This is a genomic window from Neisseria perflava, from assembly GCF_019334725.1.
GTDB classification, from domain to species: Bacteria; Pseudomonadota; Gammaproteobacteria; order Burkholderiales; family Neisseriaceae; genus Neisseria; species Neisseria subflava_A.
In genome coordinates, this window is the sequence record NZ_CP079818.1 from 844,406 (window position 1) to 862,862 (window position 18,457).

Genomic DNA, 18,457 nt, shown 5'->3' on the forward strand with positions numbered 1-18,457 from the left:
AAAAACAAAATGCTAAAGTAAAATAATACCTTTCCAAACCAATGCGGCTATTGAAAATGTCCCAAACCATCTGCTTGAATATGATTGTCAAAAACGAAGCGGCAATCATCGAAGAAACACTGGCCAACATCACCGACCACATCAAACTTGACTACTATGTCATCAGCGACACCGGTTCGACCGATGATACCGCCGGCGTGATCCGCCGCTTTTTCGATGCAAAGGGCATCGCAGGCGAGATTCATCATGATGGTTGGCAAAATTTTGCATACAACCGCAATCAGGCTTTGAAACACGCAAAAGACAAAACCGATTATGTGTTGATTTTTGATGCGGACGACCGCTTTGAAGGCAAATTGGAATTGCCCGAGCTGACCGCCGACCGTTACCGCCTCCGCATGCGAAATGCCATGGGCAGCGTGGTTTATTACCGTCCGCTGTTGTTGCGCAATGACGGTACATTCTACTGGCGCGGCGTGTTGCATGAGTTTATCGAAACCGACAAACAAGATACCAGCGAAGCCACGCTTCATGGCGGCTATACGGTTCTCAGCGGCCGTTTCGGTGCGCGCAGCAATATGGCGAACAAATACCTGCTTGACGCCGTTTCTTTGGAAAAAGCGTTTTACAGCCCTGAAGATGAAGACCTGAAACCGCGTTACGCCTTTTATGCGGCACGTTCTTATTGGGATTCTGATATGCCCGAGCGTGCGAGCGAATGGTTTAAAAAACGCATCGAGTTGGGCGGTTGGATCGAGGAAGTGTCGGTTTCTTACCAACAGCTGGGCGAGTGCTACAAATTAATGGGCAAACGCGATGAAGCCTTGGCGACTTGGTTGGCAGGCTATGATTACAACCCGCGCCGTGCCGAATGTCTCTACCTTGCGCAAACCATGTTGCGCCAGGAAGGGAAATACCGCATTTCCCATGCGATCGGTCTGATGGCGAAACGTATCCCGTTCCCAACAGACGATATTCTTTTTGTCCAAAGCAATGTTTATCAGTTGGACATCGATTATGAATTGTCGGTTACCGCCTATGCGGCCGGCGATTTGCGCCAAGGCTATGAATCTTGCCGCCACTTGCTCTTGCTTAATGTACGCGAGGCATTGACCACGGTGACCATGCAAAATATGTGGCTCTACCGCGAACACGCGCAAACCGAAACGCGCGAAGTGTTGGAGCAGCTGGTGGCCGTAATGCAGCCTTATGCCGCGCAAGGCGGACGTTTGGCAGAAGTGACCGAATATTTTGCCGATATTTTGAAAAACCGTTAATTAGCACTTTGACCCAGCCATAAGGCCGTCTGAAAGGAAATTTTTTGAGCAAGCGCAATCTGTTTTCCGTCGATAAATCTTTGGAGCAGCCCGAACGCGTCCTCTTGGTCGGCGTAATGCTGACGGCGGACTATTCTGGCGCAAATGAAACGCGCGAGCGCGGCTTTCAGACGGCCTTGACCGAAGCGGCAGAATTGGTGAGCGCGGCCGGAGGCGATTTGGTTTCTATCGAAACTTCACGCCGCGACAAACCGCATCCGGCTTTGTTTGTCGGTACGGGTAAGGCGGAAGAATTGGCGGCAGTGGTCAAGCAGCATGATGTCGGGCTGGTCGTGTTTAACCACGAACTCACGCCGACACAAGAGCGTAATCTGGAGAAAGAGCTTCAATGCCGCGTCCTCGACAGAGTGGGTTTGATTTTGGCGATTTTTGCCAAACGCGCCCAATCGCAGGAAGGTAAGTTGCAGGTGGAGCTGGCTCAGTTGAACCATTTGAGCGGACGGCTGGTACGCGGTTATGGACACCTGCAAAGTCAGAAGGGCGGTATCGGCTTGAAAGGGCCGGGCGAAACCCAGTTGGAAACCGACCGCCGTTTAATCGGACAAAAAATCACGGCATTGAAAAAACAGCTTGCCGATGTCCGCAAACAACGCGCCACGCGCCGCAAATCGCGCATGAGCGGCCGTCTGAAAACCTTTGCCATTGTCGGCTATACCAATGCCGGAAAATCCAGCCTGTTCAACCGCCTGACCAAAGCGGACGTATTGGCGAAAGACCAATTGTTTGCCACTTTGGATACCACTGCGCGTCGGCTTTTTCTGTCGCACGAGGCGAGCGTGATTTTGACCGATACCGTCGGCTTCGTCCGCGATTTGCCGCACAAGCTGGTGTCGGCGTTTTCCGCTACTTTGGAAGAGACGGCGATGGCGGATGTGCTACTGCACGTTGTTGATGCGTCCAATACCGATTTTGAACGGCAGATGGACGATGTCAACGAAGTCTTGGAAGAAATCGGCGCGCATGAAATTCCGCAATTGGTGGTGTACAACAAAATCGATTTGCTGCCGTCAGGTATGCGTGAAGCAGGCATTTTGCGCGACAATTCCGGGCATGCCGTCGGCGTGAATGTTTCCGTTGCAGAAAGTTTGGGCTTGGACGGTTTGCGCGAAGCAATGATTGAATTGGCCGTACAGCCAAGTGCTTGATAGTATGGAATGAAACAAGGCCGTCTGAATGTTCAGACGGCCTTACCGTAAAATTCTAAATCTGAGGATTATGCCGACAGAGGGCTTTTCTTTTTGAACACGCTTTCGTAAAGCATCCAAGCGGCGAGGCTCAGGTATACGGTGCTGGACAAAATGCCGATAACGGCGAAGATAGGCATAAGGCGATCAATCATGGTGAGGTTTCCCAATAAGTTAGTTTTATAAGTAAATGTGTGTTTTTTTATTTCCGTCTTCGCGGAATGCCTAAAGTATGCTGCTTAAATGGATTGAGGTCAATAAAAAATGTATTGGAGTTTTTAAAAAAGTTCCATTTTTACATTAAAATAATTGGAAGTTTTTAAGGATAAACGGTATTTATATGTTACCGTTCATCATTTGATAAACGGTCAATACTTTGTTTTCCATATTTTTTATAAAATTCGACAGTCTATTAATTCAAAAGTAAATGAAATGAGGCGGAAAAACGCTTTTTGCTAAAATGTAACACCCTGAAACGATTGTTTCAGGCCGTCTGAAAAATAAATCGAACACATTATGACATCTTCCACACATCCCCAAAAAAACTGTTTCCATTGCGGACTTGAAGTCCCGGAGCATCTGCATCTGACGGTTCGTTTTGAAGACGAAGAACACGAAACCTGCTGCGCCGGCTGCCAAGCGGTGGCGCAGAGTATCATTGATGCCGGTTTGGGCAATTATTACAAACAGCGTACCGCAGACGCGGAAAAATCTGAATTGCCACCACCGGAAGTGTTGTCGCAATTAAAGCTGTACGATTTGCCCGAAGTGCAGGCTGATTTTGTCGAGGTTGGCGCAGGGGATGAGCGCGAGGCGGTGTTGATGCTGGGCGGCATTACCTGCGCCGCGTGTGTGTGGCTGATTGAACAGCAGTTGTTGCGTATGAAGGGCGTGGTGCGCGTGGATTTGAATTACAGTACCCACCGCTGCCGCGTGGTGTGGGACAGCGCCCACATTGAATTGTCGGACATTTTGCTGAAAATCCGCCAAACCGGTTATACCGCCGCGCCTTATGACGCGCAAAAAATCGAAGTGCAGGCTCAGAAAGAGCGCAAACAGTTTATCGTCAGATTGGCTGTGGCCGGTCTGGGTATGATGCAGACGATGATGTTTGCCCTGCCGACTTATTTTTACGGCGGCGACATCGAGCCGCTTTATTTGGAAATCCTGCATTGGGGCGGCTTTTTGATGGTATTGCCCGTTGTGTTTTACAGCGCGTTGCCGTTTTACCGCGGCGCATGGCGTGACTGGAAAAACCGCCGTGTCGGCATGGATACGCCGATAGCCATTGCCATTGTGATGACCTTTATCGCCGGTATTTACAGCCTGGCCACCAACGCAGGGCAGGGCATGTATTTTGAATCCATCGCCATGCTGCTGTTTTTCCTGTTGGGCGGGCGTTTTATGGAACAGATTGCCCGACGCAAAGCAGGCGATGCGGCGGAGCGGTTGGTCAAACTGGTTCCGGCATTCTGCCACCGTTTGCCGTCTTATCCTGAAAGCGAAGCCATCGAGGAAGCCGCGGTCGTCTGCCTCAATATCGGCGATACGATTGTTGTGAAGCCCGGCGAAGTCATTCCGGTGGACGGTACGGTTTTGTCCGGCGAGAGTGAAGTTAACGAAGCCATGTTGACCGGCGAAAGCCTGCCCATCGTGAAAAGGCCGTCTGAAAAAGTAACCGCCGGCACGCTCAACACCAGCAGCCCTTTAATCATCCGAACCGACCATACCGGCGGCAACACGCGCCTGTCCCATATCGTCAAACTGCTCGACCGTGCGCTGGCGCAAAAACCGCGTGCCGCCGAGTTGGCCGAAAAATACGCGTCCAGTTTTGTGTTTGGCGAACTTTTGCTTGCGATTCCTGTTTTTATCGGCTGGGCTTGGTATGCAGATGCGCACACTGCCTTATGGATTACCGTTGCCCTGCTGGTCATTACCTGTCCGTGCGCCTTGTCGCTTGCCACACCGACCGCGCTGGCCGCTTCTACCGGTGCGCTGGCCAAAGACGGCATTCTCATCAGCGGCAAACAAAGCCTGGAAACGCTTGCCCAAATTGGCGATGTCGTGTTCGACAAAACCGGTACGCTGACCAAAGGGCAGCTTTCCGTCAGCCGTATGTTGTCCGCAGGCCGTCTGAACGAAGCTCAAGCCCTTGCTATCGCCCAAGCATTGGAGCAGCAATCCGAACACCCCATCGCCCGTGCCATTTTGAACCATAAGCTTTCAGACGGCCTGGTATCCGCGCTTGATGTGAAAGTGCAGCAACGGGTCAACCGTATTGGGTACGGTGTCAGCGCGCAAATCGAATTTGATGGCGAAACCCAAGTTTGGGCTTTGGGCAAAGCGGCGTTTGTTTCGGAAATCGCCGGTAATCTGCCTGAAACATTTGCCCATATCGACCACACAGGCAGCATTATTTTCTTGGGCAATCAAAGCGGTTTTCAGACGGCCTTTTTGCTGGAAGACCAAATCAAAGACAGCGCCGCTGAAATGTTGCAAAACCTGAAACAACACGGCATCCGTTTACACCTTTTAAGTGGCGACCGTCAGGCTGCCGTAGCCCAAGTCGCGCAAGAGCTGGGTTTGGATGCCTATTGTGCCGAAGCTATGCCTGAAGATAAGCTGGCTTATGTGGAGAATCTGCAAAAACAAGGACGTAAAGTCATGATGATCGGCGACGGGATTAACGATGCCCCCGTCCTTGCCCAAGCCAACGTGTCGGCCGCCGTGGCCACGAGTGCCGATGTGGCGCGAGACGGGGCCGATGTGGTTTTGCTCAATGATGATTTGAACGTTTTGCCCGTGATGATGGAACAGGCACGCCGTACCCATCAAATCATCCGCCAAAACCTGACTTGGGCGAGCGCATACAATCTGGTTGCCGTTCCGCTGGCCGTGTTTGGTTACGTTACCCCGTGGATCGCCGCGCTCGGCATGAGTTTCAGCTCGCTGCTGGTGTTGGGCAATGCCTTGAGATTGTTGAAAACCAAAAAGGCCGTCTGAAAACAGCAAATCCATTGCCTAAACGAAAGAATACGCCATGCCTAAAGCCACTTTTTATACACACGTTGCCCGACCGGCCGCCTTTGCCTGTCGCTTGATTTCGCGCGCCATACGCGATGGCGGGCAGATTTTGGTGTGGTCGGATTCTGCCGCGGCAGTACAGCAACTCGACATTGATTTGTGGCAGCAGATTCCCGAAAGCTTTATTCCGCATGAAATCTGGCTGTCTACCGACCCCATGCCGTCTGAAACGCCGGTATTGCTTGCGTTTGGAAACGCATTGCCGAATATTTCGCAAGATTGCACGGTTTTGAACCTGTCTGCTGATTTCTGGAGTCAAGCCCCGGCCATTCCAAACCGTATCCTTGAAATTGTGGGAAATAGCTTAGAAGATTTGGCCGAAGCCCGAGACCGTTTCCGAGCTTATCGTCAGAGCGGATTTGAGATTGAGCATTTTTCGAGAGAAGGGAAGGATTGAGTATTGAAGATATTCAAGGCCGTCTGAATATAAACAAAGGGACATTTTGATGATGTCCCTTTCTGCTATTTATTGGAAACAATAGGGCTTATTGGGAATATTTCTTGCCTAAGGCTGTGGCAGCCTTTTCTACTTCTTGATTGGCTGCACGCAGGGTTTCTTGCAATTTTTGAGATTTTTCTTGGAAATCTTTGGCAAATTTGACTGCATCTTTATCTTTGCCGTCGATAGTCAGCTCAGAAGAATACTTGCCTGCATAAATCATCAGGTTGTTGGCAGCACTGCTGACTTGCAGTGTACGATCCATAACTGCTTTGATTTCAGGATCTTTGATATCGAGGGCAATTGCGCTCTGATGGAATTGCTCCAGAGCGTCAGTCAGTTTTTTCATCTGATCTAAAGTCTCGGCTTCTTTACCTTGTCTGGCCAGTTGCTGTAATTCTTGCCCCATCTTACCGATGTTTTGAGCTTCTTCACTGGTGGTGAAGTGAATGAATTTTTGCAATTCGGCAAGACCTTCTGGAGATTTTTTATCGGAAATAACAATAGGTTCAGCCAGTTTAGGATCTGCTTCCGGGAATTCACTCAAAGCTTTTTCGTATTTATTGTCTGAACTAGATTCGCTTTGAGCGACTTGTTCTGCTGGTTTGTCGCTGCTGCCTTTATTGCCGGAGTCGCCGCAAGCTGTCAGCAGGGAAGCGGTCAAGATCAGCATACCGAATTTGTTTAATACGTTCATATTAGGATTCCTTCTTAAGTTAGGGGAAAATTGGGGGAAATTTGTTTTTATTGATGAGCGTAGATAATTATTTGTGCTTTTGTCCTATTTTATTACAAATTTGTTTATTTTCCTTAAATTAGGTTAAGTGGTATGTTTTTGGAATTAAACGGCGAAGATGGATGGTTGTAAAATATTGAACATATAATGAAATTAACAAGGGTAATAATAAGGCAAGCTGTGCTGTTTTGAATTAAAGTAGATTTTTTTATTAAGATGTTGTTGATTTATGTAATGGAAATAAAAAAGGCCGTCTGAAACAATAAAGTTTCAGACGGCCTTTTGATTGGCTGGAATTAGTTGCCTAAGTCGAATGCTTTATGCAGAACGCGGGTGGCCAGTTCCATGTATTTTTCGTCAATCAGGACGGATACTTTGATTTCGGAAGTTGAAATCATTTGGATGTTGATGCCTTCTTCTGCGAGGGTGCGGAAGATTTTGGCAGCTACGCCGACGTGTGAACGCATGCCCAAGCCGACTGCGGAGACTTTGCATACGGTGTCGTCGCCGTCGATGTAAGCGGCGCCGATGCTGTCTTGGCGTTGTTGCAGGAGTTCGATGGTTTGTTTGTAGTCGCCGCGTGGAACGGTGAAGGAGAAGTCGGTTGTGCCTTCACTGCCGACATTTTGGATGATCATGTCGACTTCGATGTTGGCATCGGCAACTGCGCCGAGGATTTGGTAGGCAACGCCGGGTTTGTCAGGTACGCCGCGTACGTTGATGCGTGCTTGGTTTTTGTCGAATGCGATACCGGTTACGGCTGCTCTTTCCATGTTGTCGTCCTCTTCAAAGGTAATCAGGGTGCCGTTGCCGCCATCTTGCAGGCTGCTGAGTACGCGCAGGCGCACTTTGTATTTTCCGGCGAATTCTACGGAGCGGATTTGTAAAACTTTTGAGCCGAGGCTGGCCAATTCGATCATTTCTTCGAATGTGATCGTGTCCATGCGGCGCGCTTCGGGTACGACGCGCGGGTCGGTGGTGTAAACGCCGTCCACGTCAGTGTAAATTTGGCATTCGTCGGCTTTGAGGGCTGCGGCGATGGCAACGGCGGAGGTGTCAGAACCACCACGGCCAAGAGTTGAGATATTGCCTTCGCTGCTGATGCCTTGGAAACCGGCTACGATAACGACTTTTCCGGCGGCCAAATCGGCACGCATTTTCTCGTCGTCGATGTTTTCGATGCGGGCTTTGGTGTGGGAAGTGTCGGTTTGGAGGGCGACTTGCCAGCCGGTGTAGCTCTTGGCGTCAACGCCGATGTCTTTCAGGGCCATGGCCAGCAGGCCGATGGTCACTTGTTCGCCGGTAGCGAGAACGACGTCGAGTTCGCGCGGATCGGGATGCTCTTGCATTTCGTGCGCCAGTGCGACCAGTCGGTTGGTTTCGCCGCTCATGGCGGATACGACGACTACGATGTCGTGTCCTTCGGCGCGGGCTTTGGCGACACGTTTGGCTACGTTTTTGATGCGTTCGGGCGAGCCTACTGATGTGCCGCCGTATTTATGTACGATTAACGCCATGTTTCGTGCTTTCTTGTGGGGGGTTGTCGGGCAGCTTGGTTTGCTGGAAAAAGGGTTATTATTACTATTTTTTACATGGAATTCAAGGATGGGACGCGCTTTTTTGAGTAAATACGCATAAAGGGGTTTGGTTAAAAAAGGCCGTCTGAAAGTTTTCAGACGGCCTTGCTGATTATCGGGCCAAAAGGGCGGCCTGCTGGTGTTGAACCAATTCGGCAATGCCTTTGTGCGCGAGGGCAATCAGCTTGCCCAATTCTTCGATGCTAAACGGCGCGCCTTCGGCCGTACCTTGGATTTCGATGATTTTGCCGGATGCAGTCATGATGATATTAACGTCACTGTCGCAGCCTGAATCTTCGGGATAGTCCAAGTCCAAAAGCGGTACACCGCCTACCACGCCGGCGGAAACGGCGGCAACGGCTTCACGGATTGGGTTTTCGCTGATAAGGCCGTCTGAAAGGAGTTTGTCCACGGCGATTTGCAGGGCAACGTAGGCACCGGTAATGGAGGCGGTACGCGTGCCGCCGTCGGCTTGGATGACGTCGCAGTCAATCAGGATTTGGCGTTCGCCGAGTTTTTCCATATCGACAACGGCGCGCAGCGAGCGGCCGATCAGACGTTGGATTTCTTGTGTGCGGCCGGACTGTTTGCCTGCGGCGGCCTCGCGGCGCATACGGGAGGCGGTAGAAGCCGGCAACATGCCGTATTCGGCCGTTACCCAGCCTTGTTCTTTACCGCGCAAGAAGGGCGGGACATTTTCGTCGATGGAGGCAGTGCAAATCACTTTGGTGTTGCCGCACTCGATAAGGCAGGAGCCGTCGGCGTGTGGCAGGAAATTGGGGGTGATTTTAATGTTGCGCAGGCTGTCGGCAGCGCGGCCGGTGCGGGTGTAGTCGCTCATGATGGTCCTTTGGGGGGAATAAAAAATGGGCTGCCTTGAATTATAGAGGAATTTGGCAGCAAAGGCCGTCTGAAAATCGTCGGTCGGGTGTGTTATAGTGTCCATACTTTCACTCGTATTTGGAAACGGAGTAAAACCATGGCTACAAGACGAAATATTCAAATTCACAGTATGACCGGCTTTGCCAATGCCGCAGGCGAATGCGGCGGCAAGCGGATTAATTTGGAAATCCGCGCGGTCAACCATCGTTATTTGGATGTCCAATTCCGTATGCCGGAAGAGTTGCGCTATTTGGAAGGAGCATTGCGCGAACAGATTGCCGCGGCTGTGGCGCGCGGTAAACTGGAATGCCGTGTTCAGCTGCAAGATGCGGCTTCTGGCGGTCAGACTTTGGAAGTCAATCAGGATTTGGTCTCACAGCTGGCGCATTTGAACAAAGAATGGCGCAAGGAACACAATTTCGGCAAGCTGAGCGTGGCCGACGTTTTGCGTTTCCCCGGCGTTTTGGCAGGTCAGAGCGAAGACTCCGAGGCTTTGGCGAAAGGTGTCAAAGATTTATTGACCGGCGCGTTGAAAGAGTTCACAGCTGCCCGCAAACGCGAAGGCAAAAAACTGGGCGAACATTTGCTACAACGTCTGGACGGCATGGAAGAGATTGTGGATGCTTTGAACGAATTGTTCCCAAGCCTTTTGCAGGCACATATGGACAAAGTTAAAACCCGTTTGGCAGAAGCCGTCGGCAATATCGACAACGACCGCCTGCAACAGGAATTTGCTTTATTCATCCAAAAATCTGATGTGGATGAGGAATTCAGCCGTTTGCGCACCCATATCGCCGAAGTGCGCCGCATCGTTACTGAAGGCAAGAGCAGCGCAGGCAAACGTTTGGATTTTCTAATGCAGGAGCTCAACCGCGAAGCCAACACTTTGGGCAGCAAGGCCATCGCCGCCGAATGCACGCAAGCTTCGGTTGAACTGAAAGTCTTAATCGAACAAATGCGCGAACAGGTTCAAAATATCGAATAAATCGATAATGAACGGATAAAACAAGGCCGTCTGAAAAGTTTCAGACGGCCTTTGTGTTGATATTGGGTGGAGTCAGTGTGGTTTGTTTTTAAACATTATTGGATGATGGATTTCCTGTTTCGTTACTGTAATTGCGCATAAGAGTTAACATGTGTTAAATTATGGCAATTATTGTCATGATAAAAACATACAAAGGAGTAAAAACATGAACTTTCTGACCGCTATCAGTCGGCAAATGACCCGCTTCACCGCCTTGATTATTGTCCTTGCCTCCATCATCGCCTTTATCGAACCTGCCACTTTTTCGTGGGTAAAAGGCGATACGCAAGTCGTTGTACTCGGCATCATCATGCTCGGCATGGGCATGACTTTGGGTAAAGAAGATTATCAAATTCTGGCGCAACGTCCGCTCGATATTTTCATCGGCGCAATCGCCCAATACACGATTATGCCCCTGCTTGCCATCGGCATTGCCAAAGCCTTTGACCTTTCGCCCGGATTGACGCTAGGTCTGGTTTTGGTCGGTACCTGCCCGGGCGGTGTTTCGTCCAATATCATGAGTTTTTTGGCTAAAGGCGATGTTGCCTTTTCGGTTGGCATGACCACTGTTTCCACCGTCCTCGCGCCTGTGATGACGCCGCTGTGGATGACTTATTTGGTCGGACAAACCGTCGAAATGGACGGCTGGGGTATGTTCAAATTTATGCTGCTCGTTACCCTGTTGCCTGTCGTTATCGGCTCTGCCGCCAATATATTGCTGCATAAAAAACATTGGTTTGAAGACGTGCGCGCGATTATGCCTGCCGTTGCCGTTGTCGCGTTTGCCTGTATCGTCGGCGGCGTTGCTGCCGTTCACGGCCACCGCTTTGCTGAATCCGCTTTTGTTATGGTACTCGCCATCGCTGCCCACAACATCGGCGGCTACATCCTCGGCTATTACAGTGGCGCGCTGACCGGCATGAATACTGCTAAAAAACGCACCCTTGCCATCGAAGTCGGCGTACAAAATGCCGGACTTGCCACTGGTTTGAGTGCTAAATTCTTCCCCGGCAATGCCGAATCTGCCGTTGCCGCCGCCGTTGCCTGCGTTTGGCACTCTGTGTCAGGAACAGTTTTGGGTAATTTGTTTGCTTGGTGGGACAAGCGTAAGCAATAAGCCGGTAAACATTGCCAGATAACAAAAGGCCGTCTGAAACACTTCAGACGGCCTTTTGATTGCCTTTTATTATCAATGCGCTTTATGCGTCGTGCTGTACACGATTTTGTCCGTTAAAGCCATGGCAAGCGCGGAAATCAGGAAACAGATGTGGGTAATACATTGCCACATGATTTGTTTTTCCGACAGATTGGCGGCGTTGAGGAAGGTTTGCAGCAGATGGATGGAGGAAATGCTGATGATGGACATCGACAGCTTAACCTTCAAAACCGAAGCATTGACATGGCTGAGCCATTCGGGCTGGTCGGGATGCTCGTCAACGTGAAGGCGGGAGACGAAGGTCTCGTAGCCGCCGACAATGACCATGGTCAGCAGATTGGCAATCATCACGACATCAATCAGGTTCAATACGGCGATCATGATGGTGTTTTCATCCATGATGCTGAAATTGGATACCAAGTGCCACAAGGATTTGAGGAACTTACAGGCATAAATGACTTGGGCGATAATCAAGCCTATATAAATCGGCAGTTGCAGCCAGCGGCTGGCAAAAATGAAATGCGCGAAGATGCCCATTCGGTCGTGGGCTGTGCGTTTGGTCGGGGTGGAATGTTCCATAAAATGTTTTGTGTGTAGGAAAGATAAGGGGCGGCATTTTAATGGAAAAATTTTTAAGCCGCAATTTGAGTGGTTGAATTTAAAAAGAAAGGCCGTCTGAAAACAGGATATTGTTTCTTGTTTTCAGACGGCCTTGTAGGTTGTCAGGATAGGCAAATACGCGCAAAATCGCTTTGCTTTTTAGAGATGGACATTATGCTTGCAGATTTGTTTTTTTATTATCTGGTGTTGGTCGGCTTTGCCGCAGGGCTGATGGATGCGGCGGTTGGCGGCGGAGGGCTGTTGCAGATTCCCGGATTGTTCAATCTATTGCCAAACGCTACGCCTGTGGCCTCGGTGATGGGTGTCAATAAATTTGCTTCCTGCTGTGGCACGTTGACCGCGACGGGGCAATATCTGCGCCGAATCCCCGTGCCGTGGAAAATGCTGCTGCCTGCCGCGGCGTTAGCATTTGCCGCTTCATATTTGGGCGCGAAAACGGTGGTGTATTTCCCCGTGCAATACATGAAACCGGCAATGCTGGTCATCATGATTGCCATGTGCCTGTACACTTTTTTGAAAAAAGACTTGGGGCAGACGGTGCGCACTGAAAAGCTGACGCGCCGCGAAACTTTATGGGGATTATTTTTCGGCGCGTTAATCGGGTTTTACGACGGCGTGTTCGGGCCGGGAACGGGCAGCCTGCTGGCTTTTGTGTTCGTCCGCTTTTACGGCTATGATTTTCTGGCGGCAAATGCTTCGGCAAAGGTCATCAATTCGACCACGAATCTTGCCGCGCTGACGTTTTTTATCCCGCAAGGCCATGTTGCGTGGGAATGGGCGATACCGTTGGCAGTGGCGAATTTGTGCGGCGGCGTGGTCGGCGCGCGCTTGGCAATACGCGGCGGAACTAAATTACTTCGTTATGGGTTTATGTTGCTGCTGTGCCTGACCATTGGGAAGTTTGCTTGGGATTTATTGGGTTGATATCGAATGAAAAAAAGGCCGTCTGAAAGTTTCAGATGGCCTTTGCGTTTTACAGTTTAACCGAATGTTCGCGTGTTTCGTGGAACACGATGTCCGGCCAGCGTTCTTGTGTCAGATTTAAGTTTACGCGGTTAGGCGCGAGGTAGGCGAGGTTGCCGCCAGCGTCTATCGAAAGGTTGCCTGCATTGGCTTTTTCAAATTCCGCCAGCTTTTTCTTGTCTTCGCACGATACCCAGCGCGCCGACCAGATGGATGCGCTGTCGAACACGGCTTCTACGCCGTATTCGTTAGCCAGCCGCGAGGTAACGACTTCAAACTGCAACACGCCGACCGCGCCTAAAATCAAATCCGCGCCGCTCATCGGTTTGAAAACCTGTACCGCGCCTTCTTCGCCGAGCTGTTGCAAACCTTTTTGCAGTTGCTTGATTTTCAGCGGGTTTTTGATGCGTACGCTGCGGAACAGTTCGGGCGCGAAGAATGGGATGCCGGTAAATGCCAGTTGTTCGCCTTCGGAGAAGCTGTCGCCGATTTGGATGTTGCCGTGGTTCGGGATGCCGATGATGTCGCCCGCGTAGGCTTCCTCGACCAGCTCGCGGTCGTGCGACATGAAGGTTACTACGCTGGAGGCGGCGATTTCGCGGTTGATACGCAGGTGTTTCATCTTCATGCCGCGCTCAAACTTACCGGAGCAGACGCGCAAGAAGGCGATACGGTCACGGTGTTTCGGGTCCATATTGGCTTGGATTTTGAAGATAAATCCGGAGAATTTCGGCTCGTCCGGCTCGACCATGCGTACGGTCGCATCGCGCGGTTTCGGCGCAGGCGCCCATTCAATCAATGAATTGAGGATTTCCTGAATACCGAAGTTGTTAATCGCCGATCCGAAGAACACGGGCGTGAGTTCACCGGCGAGGAATTCGTCGAGATTAAATTCATTGGAAGCAGCCTGCACCAATTCGATTTCGTCGCGCAACTGCTGGATTTCCAATGGAAAGCGTTGTTCCAATTCAGGATTGTCGATGCCTTTGATGATGTCGAACTCGTGCGGCAGACGTTCGCCGCCTGCGTCGAAGAGATAGATTTCGTCATTCAGGATGTGGTACACGCCTTTGAAGTTTTTGCCCATGCCGATTGGCCAGGTTACGGGCGCGCAGCGGATTTGCAGGATGTTTTCCACTTCGTCCAGCAACTCCAACGAATCGCGTACTTCGCGGTCGTATTTGTTCATGAACGTGACAATCGGCGTATTGCGCAGGCGGCAGACGTTCAAGAGTTTGATGGTTTGCGCTTCCACACCTTTTGCCGCGTCGATGACCATCAAGGCGCTGTCCACGGCGGTCAATACGCGGTAGGTATCTTCGGAGAAGTCTTGGTGTCCCGGCGTGTCCAAGAGGTTGACGGTATGGTCTTTGTAGTCGAATTGCATTACGGACGAGGCCACGGAAATGCCGCGCTGCTTCTCGATTTCCATCCAGTCGGAAGTGGCGAATTTACCGGTTTTCTTGCCTTTTACCGTACCCGCGCTTTGAATCGCACCTGAAAACAGCAGCAGTTTTTCGGTCAGCGTGGTTTTACCCGCGTCGGGGTGGGAGATGATGGCAAACGTGCGGCGGCGGCGCACTTGGTCGAGGATTTCTTGGGACATGGTTTTCTTTGCAAAAAGTTTCAGGCCGCTTTTTCAGACGGCCTGAAGGATATGGGTGTTGGAAAACAGGCTAAAATAAGGGCGTGTGCAACACGCCCTGCAATAGATTGAAAGATGCGGAATTGTACAAAAAAATGCTTGATAATTCAATGTTTGTACCAAAACAAAGGCCGTCTGAAAAGTTTCAGACGGCCTTTGGTTATGAATCGATGATTAAATATCCATCGGTTTCCATTCTGCGCCTTTTACCGGCGGCAGCCATGATTGCGTACCACTGGAGGAAAATACCCATAAGGTGTCGGGGAGGCCGTAATGGTCGGCGCGCGTCGGATCGAGTTGCGTTTCGATTTCATCTTCGCGGCCTTCACGGATTTGCGTGGCGATGTGCGGATTAATCATCACGGTTTTGCCCAATGCGATAAATTCTGCCCAGCCGGTTTCATAGGCGGCCAAAATTTGATCGGCGGTAAACAGGTTGCCCACGCCGATAAGCGGCAGTTTGCCGTTGATGCGTTCGTGGATAAACTGCATACGGGTTTGGACGGTATCGCCGCCGCGACGGATTTTTTTATCAAATTCCCACAAGGAAACGTGCAGATATTGCAGCGGTTTTTGTACCAATGCGTCAATCAGTGCGCCGGTTTCGGTCATGGTTAAGCCGTCGTCGCCCGGTTCTTCAGGGGAGAAGCGGTAGCCGATGATGAAGCCGTTGCGCTGGTGTTTTTCACGGACGGCAACCACGGCATCAATAACGGCCAGCGGGAAGCGCATTCTGTTTTCCAGACTGCCGCCCCATTGGTCGTTGCGGCGGTTGCTTTGGGCAGAGTAAAACTGTTGGATTAAATAGCCGTTCGCGCCGTGGATTTCCACGCCGTCAAAACCGGCACGAAGCGCCAAATCGGCGGCTTGCGCATAAGAGGCGATGAGTGCCTCGACTTCTTCTGCTGTCGCTTCGCGTGCGTGTTCGGCTTCGCTGGCGGAGGCGCTGATTTTGTCGAGACCGTCCAAAAGGTCATCAATGGCTTTGGAACCGCCGTGATGGATTTGCAAAATTGCTTTTGCGCCTTGCTGTTGCAGGATTTGTGCGGTTTCTTTCAGGCTGTCGAGGCAGTGTTCGCCTGTGGCTTCAGGTTGGCCGTGAAAGGCTTTGCCGTCTTTTTGAACCAAAGTGGCGGCAGTGATAAACATGCCCATATCGCCTGCGCGGTTGTTGAGGAAGGTACGCTCTTGGTCGCTGATTAAACCGTCGGCTTGTGAGCCGAAATGGGTCATGGGGGCGACGACAAGGCGGTTTTTGATGGTTACGCCGTTATTGAGGGTGTATGTTTGGAAGAGTGGGGCGTATTTTGGATTCATGGAGTTTGACTCTTGATAAGTGAATGGTCGGCATAGAATTGGGCCATTCGGTAATTTATCAAGTACACAGGCCGTCTGAAAAGTTTCAGACGGCCTGTTTTATTCTTTAAGCCTTAGGATTAAAGATTAGGATTGACAATGATTTTTACTGCGGATTCGTTGTTGTGGATCAAGCGCTCGAAGCCTTCGGAAATCAATTCGTCCAGTTTGATGCGCTGGGTGATGAAAGGCTCAAGGTTGATTTTGCCTTCTTCAACCAATTTGATGGTTTCGGCGTGGTCGTTGCAGTAGGCGATGGTGCCGCGCACGTCCAGCTCTTTCATTACAACGCTGTGGACGTTGATGGTGGCAGGGTGGCTCCAAATGGATACGATGACGACTTTCGCAGTCGGACGGCATGCTTCGACCATGGTGTCCAGCACTTTGTTGACGCTGGTGCATTCGAATGCAGCGTCTACGCCTTCGCCGTTGGTCAGTTTTTTCACTTCTTCAACGACATCGACTTCGGATGGGTCGAGGATGTAGTCGGCCACGCCGGCTTCGCGTGCTTTGTCTTTACGTGCTTTGCTCAATTCGGTGATGATGACTTTGATGCCTTTGGCTTTCAGTACGGCAGCCAACAGCAAACCGATTGGGCCTGCGCCGCCGACCAATGCGACGTCGCCTTCTTTCGCGCCACTGCGTACATAAGCATGGTGGCCGACAGACAGAGGCTCAATCAAAGCAGCTTGGTCTAATGGAATTTTGTCGGAAATAGGGTGTACCCAACGGCGTTTAACGGCGATTTTTTCAGACAAGCCGCCACCGCAGCCACCTAAACCGATGAAGTTCATGTCTTTGGAGAGGTGGTAGTTGCTGCCTTCGCCGGTCGGTACATCGTCGCGGATGATGTAGGGTTCAACGACAACGTGTTGGCCGACTTTGATGTCGTCCACGCCTTCGCCTACGGCATAAACCACGCCGGAGAACTCGTGCCCCATGGTTACAGGGGCTGACTCGCCGGAGATTGGGTGCGGATGGCCGCAAGGCGGAATGAAAATCGGGCCTTCCATGAATTCGTGCAGATCGGTACCGCAGATACCGCACCACGCAACATTAATGCCGACAGTACCCGGAGCTACGGTTGGCTCTGGAATGTCTTCGATGCGGATGTCACCTTTGTTGTAAAAACGTGCTGCTTTCATTGTAACGCTCCTTTTTTTAAAGTGGAGGCCGTCTGAAAAAGACGGTCAATTAGGGAAAGGGAAGCAGTGTGGCGTGTGAAATATTTTTATTGATATGTTTTATATTTGTTATTTTACTACTGATAATATGAAAATGGTTTGTCTTTGCTCAAATTAAAGTTTGTAAATGAAAAAAAGGCCGTCTGAAATGGATAATCTATTTTCAGACGGCCTGGGGCAATAGTTTGAATACGTTATGGTGTAGGATTGTTACTTTTGCCGCGCTTCAGATGCTTTTGGTAGGCGATGACGTAGTCGGCCTTGCTTAAGCCTGCCAATACGCGGATGTGGGCGGCGGCAGATTTAGACATGGATTCCAAGGTATATCCGCCCTCCAGCACGGAAACGATACGTCCTTGACAGCTTGCTGTTGCTTGGACGATTTTGTGTGTCAGCCAGGCAAAATCGGCTTCATGCAGGTTCAGACGGCCTGTTTCGTCTTGTTTGTGCCCGTCAAAACCGGCTGAAAGCAACACCAACTCGGGGCGGAAGGCCGTGAGCTTGGGAAGCCATTGTTCGCGGATGGTCGTACGGAAGATACGGCTGCCTGTGCCCGGTTTGAGGGGCGTATGCAGCATATTCTTATTGCCGGCGTATTGTTCCGCCTGAGGGAAGGGAAAGATGTCGGTTTCAAACAGGTTGAAAAACATCACGCGCGGATCGTCTTGGAGAATCTCCGCCGTACCGTCGCCGAAGTGGACGTCGAAATCGATGACGGCGATGCGTTGCAAGCGGTATTGGGCAATGGCGTGCATCACGCCGGCGGCGGTGTTGTTAATGAGGCAGAATCCGCCGGCGCTGTTGCTGTGGGCATGGTGGCCTGGCGGGCGGATGGCGCAAAAAGCATGCCAGGCTTTTTTGTTCATCACCATATCGACTGCCTTGATGACGGCGCCGGCCGCAAAACGGGCGGCTTGGAGGGAGTCGTGGCAGATGACGGTATCGTCGTCGATACGGTGGATTTTACCGGGAAGCGGCTGTGCGGCCTCTAATTCGTGCAGATAGTTGCGCGAGTGGACCAATGCCAGTTGCGCATCTTTGATTTCGGGTGCTTCAGCGGTTTGCAGATGACGCCAAATGCCTTCCTTTTTTAAGGCGGCTTGAATGGCGCTGATGCGTTCGGGCTTGTCGGGGTGGTTGGTGCCCGGCTGGTGCTGCAAAAATATCGGATGGGAAATCCATACGGTGCGGGCATTTTTGCCAAGTAGTCGACGCAGCAGGGTACGCACGCGCCAAATGATTTTTTTAAGCATGGAAAGTATGTATCGA

The 18,457-nt window shown here is 51.0% G+C and carries 16 protein-coding genes; 7 read left to right on the top strand and 9 right to left on the bottom strand.

What is annotated here, in order from left to right:
* The first annotated feature begins 56 nt into the window (after positions 1 to 56).
* Both LPB400_RS04090 and hflX read left to right on the top strand, forming a co-directional pair.
* Entirely contained in the window at positions 57 to 1,277 is a 1,221-nt protein-coding gene (locus tag LPB400_RS04090) for a glycosyltransferase (protein WP_225905494.1), read from the top strand.
* Between the two features lie 44 nt (positions 1,278 to 1,321).
* Positions 1,322 to 2,482, top strand: coding sequence for a GTPase HflX (gene hflX / locus LPB400_RS04095; RefSeq protein ID WP_070461337.1), 1,161 nt, complete (start codon positions 1,322 to 1,324; stop codon positions 2,480 to 2,482).
* Between the two features lie 68 nt (positions 2,483 to 2,550).
* Here hflX and LPB400_RS10990 read toward each other — a convergent pair whose 3' ends face one another.
* Positions 2,551 to 2,676 (bottom strand): hypothetical protein, encoded by a 126-nt coding sequence (locus LPB400_RS10990; protein WP_003678791.1) that lies wholly within the window; start codon positions 2,674 to 2,676, stop codon positions 2,551 to 2,553.
* 361 nt (positions 2,677 to 3,037) lie between these two features.
* Between LPB400_RS10990 and LPB400_RS04100 the strand changes: the two genes are divergently transcribed.
* The gene (locus LPB400_RS04100; RefSeq protein ID WP_219089489.1) at positions 3,038 to 5,524 is read left to right on the top strand and encodes a heavy metal translocating P-type ATPase; all 2,487 of its coding nucleotides are present in this window, start codon (positions 3,038 to 3,040) and stop codon (positions 5,522 to 5,524) included.
* A 37-nt stretch (positions 5,525 to 5,561) separates the two neighbouring features.
* Positions 5,562 to 6,002: a DNA polymerase III subunit chi gene (locus tag LPB400_RS04105; RefSeq protein ID WP_219089491.1), complete on the top strand. Its 441-nt coding sequence runs from the start codon at positions 5,562 to 5,564 to the stop codon at positions 6,000 to 6,002.
* 88 nt (positions 6,003 to 6,090) lie between these two features.
* Here LPB400_RS04105 and LPB400_RS04110 read toward each other — a convergent pair whose 3' ends face one another.
* The 3 genes from LPB400_RS04110 to rph all read right to left on the bottom strand — a co-directional run bounded on the left by LPB400_RS04110 (position 6,091) and on the right by rph (position 9,198).
* Entirely contained in the window at positions 6,091 to 6,717 is a 627-nt protein-coding gene (locus LPB400_RS04110) for a hypothetical protein (RefSeq protein WP_225905506.1), read from the bottom strand.
* A 359-nt stretch (positions 6,718 to 7,076) separates the two neighbouring features.
* Positions 7,077 to 8,297, bottom strand: coding sequence for an aspartate kinase (locus tag LPB400_RS04115; protein WP_063075945.1), 1,221 nt, complete (start codon positions 8,295 to 8,297; stop codon positions 7,077 to 7,079).
* 172 nt (positions 8,298 to 8,469) lie between these two features.
* Complete coding sequence (gene rph / locus LPB400_RS04120) at positions 8,470 to 9,198, bottom strand: ribonuclease PH (protein ID WP_003686003.1); 729 nt, start codon at positions 9,196 to 9,198, stop codon at positions 8,470 to 8,472.
* Between the two features lie 138 nt (positions 9,199 to 9,336).
* Here rph and LPB400_RS04125 point away from each other — a divergent pair, with 138 nt between their 5' ends.
* Together LPB400_RS04125 and LPB400_RS04130 are read left to right on the top strand one after the other, a co-directional pair.
* Complete coding sequence (locus tag LPB400_RS04125) at positions 9,337 to 10,224, top strand: YicC/YloC family endoribonuclease (protein WP_225905493.1); 888 nt, start codon at positions 9,337 to 9,339, stop codon at positions 10,222 to 10,224.
* Positions 10,225 to 10,429: 205 nt separating this feature from the next.
* A complete protein-coding gene (locus tag LPB400_RS04130) occupies positions 10,430 to 11,380 on the top strand; it encodes a bile acid:sodium symporter family protein (RefSeq protein ID WP_107696963.1) in 951 nt (316 codons plus the stop codon).
* Between the two features lie 72 nt (positions 11,381 to 11,452).
* On the opposite strand, the gene LPB400_RS04135 is transcribed toward LPB400_RS04130, so the two are convergent.
* Positions 11,453 to 11,998: a TIGR00645 family protein gene (locus LPB400_RS04135; RefSeq protein WP_004519303.1), complete on the bottom strand. Its 546-nt coding sequence runs from the start codon at positions 11,996 to 11,998 to the stop codon at positions 11,453 to 11,455.
* 195 nt (positions 11,999 to 12,193) lie between these two features.
* Between LPB400_RS04135 and LPB400_RS04140 the strand changes: the two genes are divergently transcribed.
* Positions 12,194 to 12,964, top strand: coding sequence for a sulfite exporter TauE/SafE family protein (locus LPB400_RS04140; protein ID WP_219089495.1), 771 nt, complete (start codon positions 12,194 to 12,196; stop codon positions 12,962 to 12,964).
* 49 nt (positions 12,965 to 13,013) lie between these two features.
* On the opposite strand, the gene LPB400_RS04145 is transcribed toward LPB400_RS04140, so the two are convergent.
* The 4 genes from LPB400_RS04145 to LPB400_RS04160 all read right to left on the bottom strand — a co-directional run bounded on the left by LPB400_RS04145 (position 13,014) and on the right by LPB400_RS04160 (position 18,441).
* On the bottom strand, positions 13,014 to 14,609 hold the full coding sequence (locus tag LPB400_RS04145; protein ID WP_101755285.1) for a peptide chain release factor 3: 1,596 nt from the start codon (positions 14,607 to 14,609) through the stop codon (positions 13,014 to 13,016).
* Positions 14,610 to 14,822: 213 nt separating this feature from the next.
* Positions 14,823 to 15,965 (bottom strand): NADH-dependent flavin oxidoreductase, encoded by a 1,143-nt coding sequence (locus tag LPB400_RS04150; RefSeq protein WP_219089497.1) that lies wholly within the window; start codon positions 15,963 to 15,965, stop codon positions 14,823 to 14,825.
* A 119-nt stretch (positions 15,966 to 16,084) separates the two neighbouring features.
* Complete coding sequence (locus LPB400_RS04155; protein WP_219089500.1) at positions 16,085 to 17,149, bottom strand: 2,3-butanediol dehydrogenase; 1,065 nt, start codon at positions 17,147 to 17,149, stop codon at positions 16,085 to 16,087.
* Between the two features lie 233 nt (positions 17,150 to 17,382).
* Complete coding sequence (locus tag LPB400_RS04160) at positions 17,383 to 18,441, bottom strand: histone deacetylase family protein (protein WP_219089502.1); 1,059 nt, start codon at positions 18,439 to 18,441, stop codon at positions 17,383 to 17,385.
* Positions 18,442 to 18,457 lie beyond the last annotated feature (16 nt).

Bases quoted from the DNA above. Each gene is read 5' to 3' on its own strand.
- LPB400_RS04090 (WP_225905494.1), top strand. From the start codon at position 57: ATGTCCCAAACCATCTGCTTGAATATGATTGTCAAAAACGAAGCGGCA.
- LPB400_RS10990 (WP_003678791.1), bottom strand. From the start codon at position 2,676: ATGATTGATCGCCTTATGCCTATCTTCGCCGTTATCGGCATTTTGTCC.
- LPB400_RS04100 (WP_219089489.1), top strand. From the start codon at position 3,038: ATGACATCTTCCACACATCCCCAAAAAAACTGTTTCCATTGCGGACTT.
- LPB400_RS04105 (WP_219089491.1), top strand. From the start codon at position 5,562: ATGCCTAAAGCCACTTTTTATACACACGTTGCCCGACCGGCCGCCTTT.
- LPB400_RS04110 (WP_225905506.1), bottom strand. From the start codon at position 6,717: ATGCTGATCTTGACCGCTTCCCTGCTGACAGCTTGCGGCGACTCCGGC.
- LPB400_RS04115 (WP_063075945.1), bottom strand. From the start codon at position 8,297: ATGGCGTTAATCGTACATAAATACGGCGGCACATCAGTAGGCTCGCCC.
- rph (WP_003686003.1), bottom strand. From the start codon at position 9,198: ATGAGCGACTACACCCGCACCGGCCGCGCTGCCGACAGCCTGCGCAAC.
- LPB400_RS04125 (WP_225905493.1), top strand. From the start codon at position 9,337: ATGGCTACAAGACGAAATATTCAAATTCACAGTATGACCGGCTTTGCC.
- LPB400_RS04130 (WP_107696963.1), top strand. From the start codon at position 10,430: ATGAACTTTCTGACCGCTATCAGTCGGCAAATGACCCGCTTCACCGCC.
- LPB400_RS04135 (WP_004519303.1), bottom strand. From the start codon at position 11,998: ATGGAACATTCCACCCCGACCAAACGCACAGCCCACGACCGAATGGGC.
- LPB400_RS04140 (WP_219089495.1), top strand. From the start codon at position 12,194: ATGCTTGCAGATTTGTTTTTTTATTATCTGGTGTTGGTCGGCTTTGCC.
- LPB400_RS04145 (WP_101755285.1), bottom strand. From the start codon at position 14,609: ATGTCCCAAGAAATCCTCGACCAAGTGCGCCGCCGCCGCACGTTTGCC.
- LPB400_RS04150 (WP_219089497.1), bottom strand. From the start codon at position 15,965: ATGAATCCAAAATACGCCCCACTCTTCCAAACATACACCCTCAATAAC.
- LPB400_RS04155 (WP_219089500.1), bottom strand. From the start codon at position 17,149: ATGAAAGCAGCACGTTTTTACAACAAAGGTGACATCCGCATCGAAGAC.
- LPB400_RS04160 (WP_219089502.1), bottom strand. From the start codon at position 18,441: ATGCTTAAAAAAATCATTTGGCGCGTGCGTACCCTGCTGCGTCGACTA.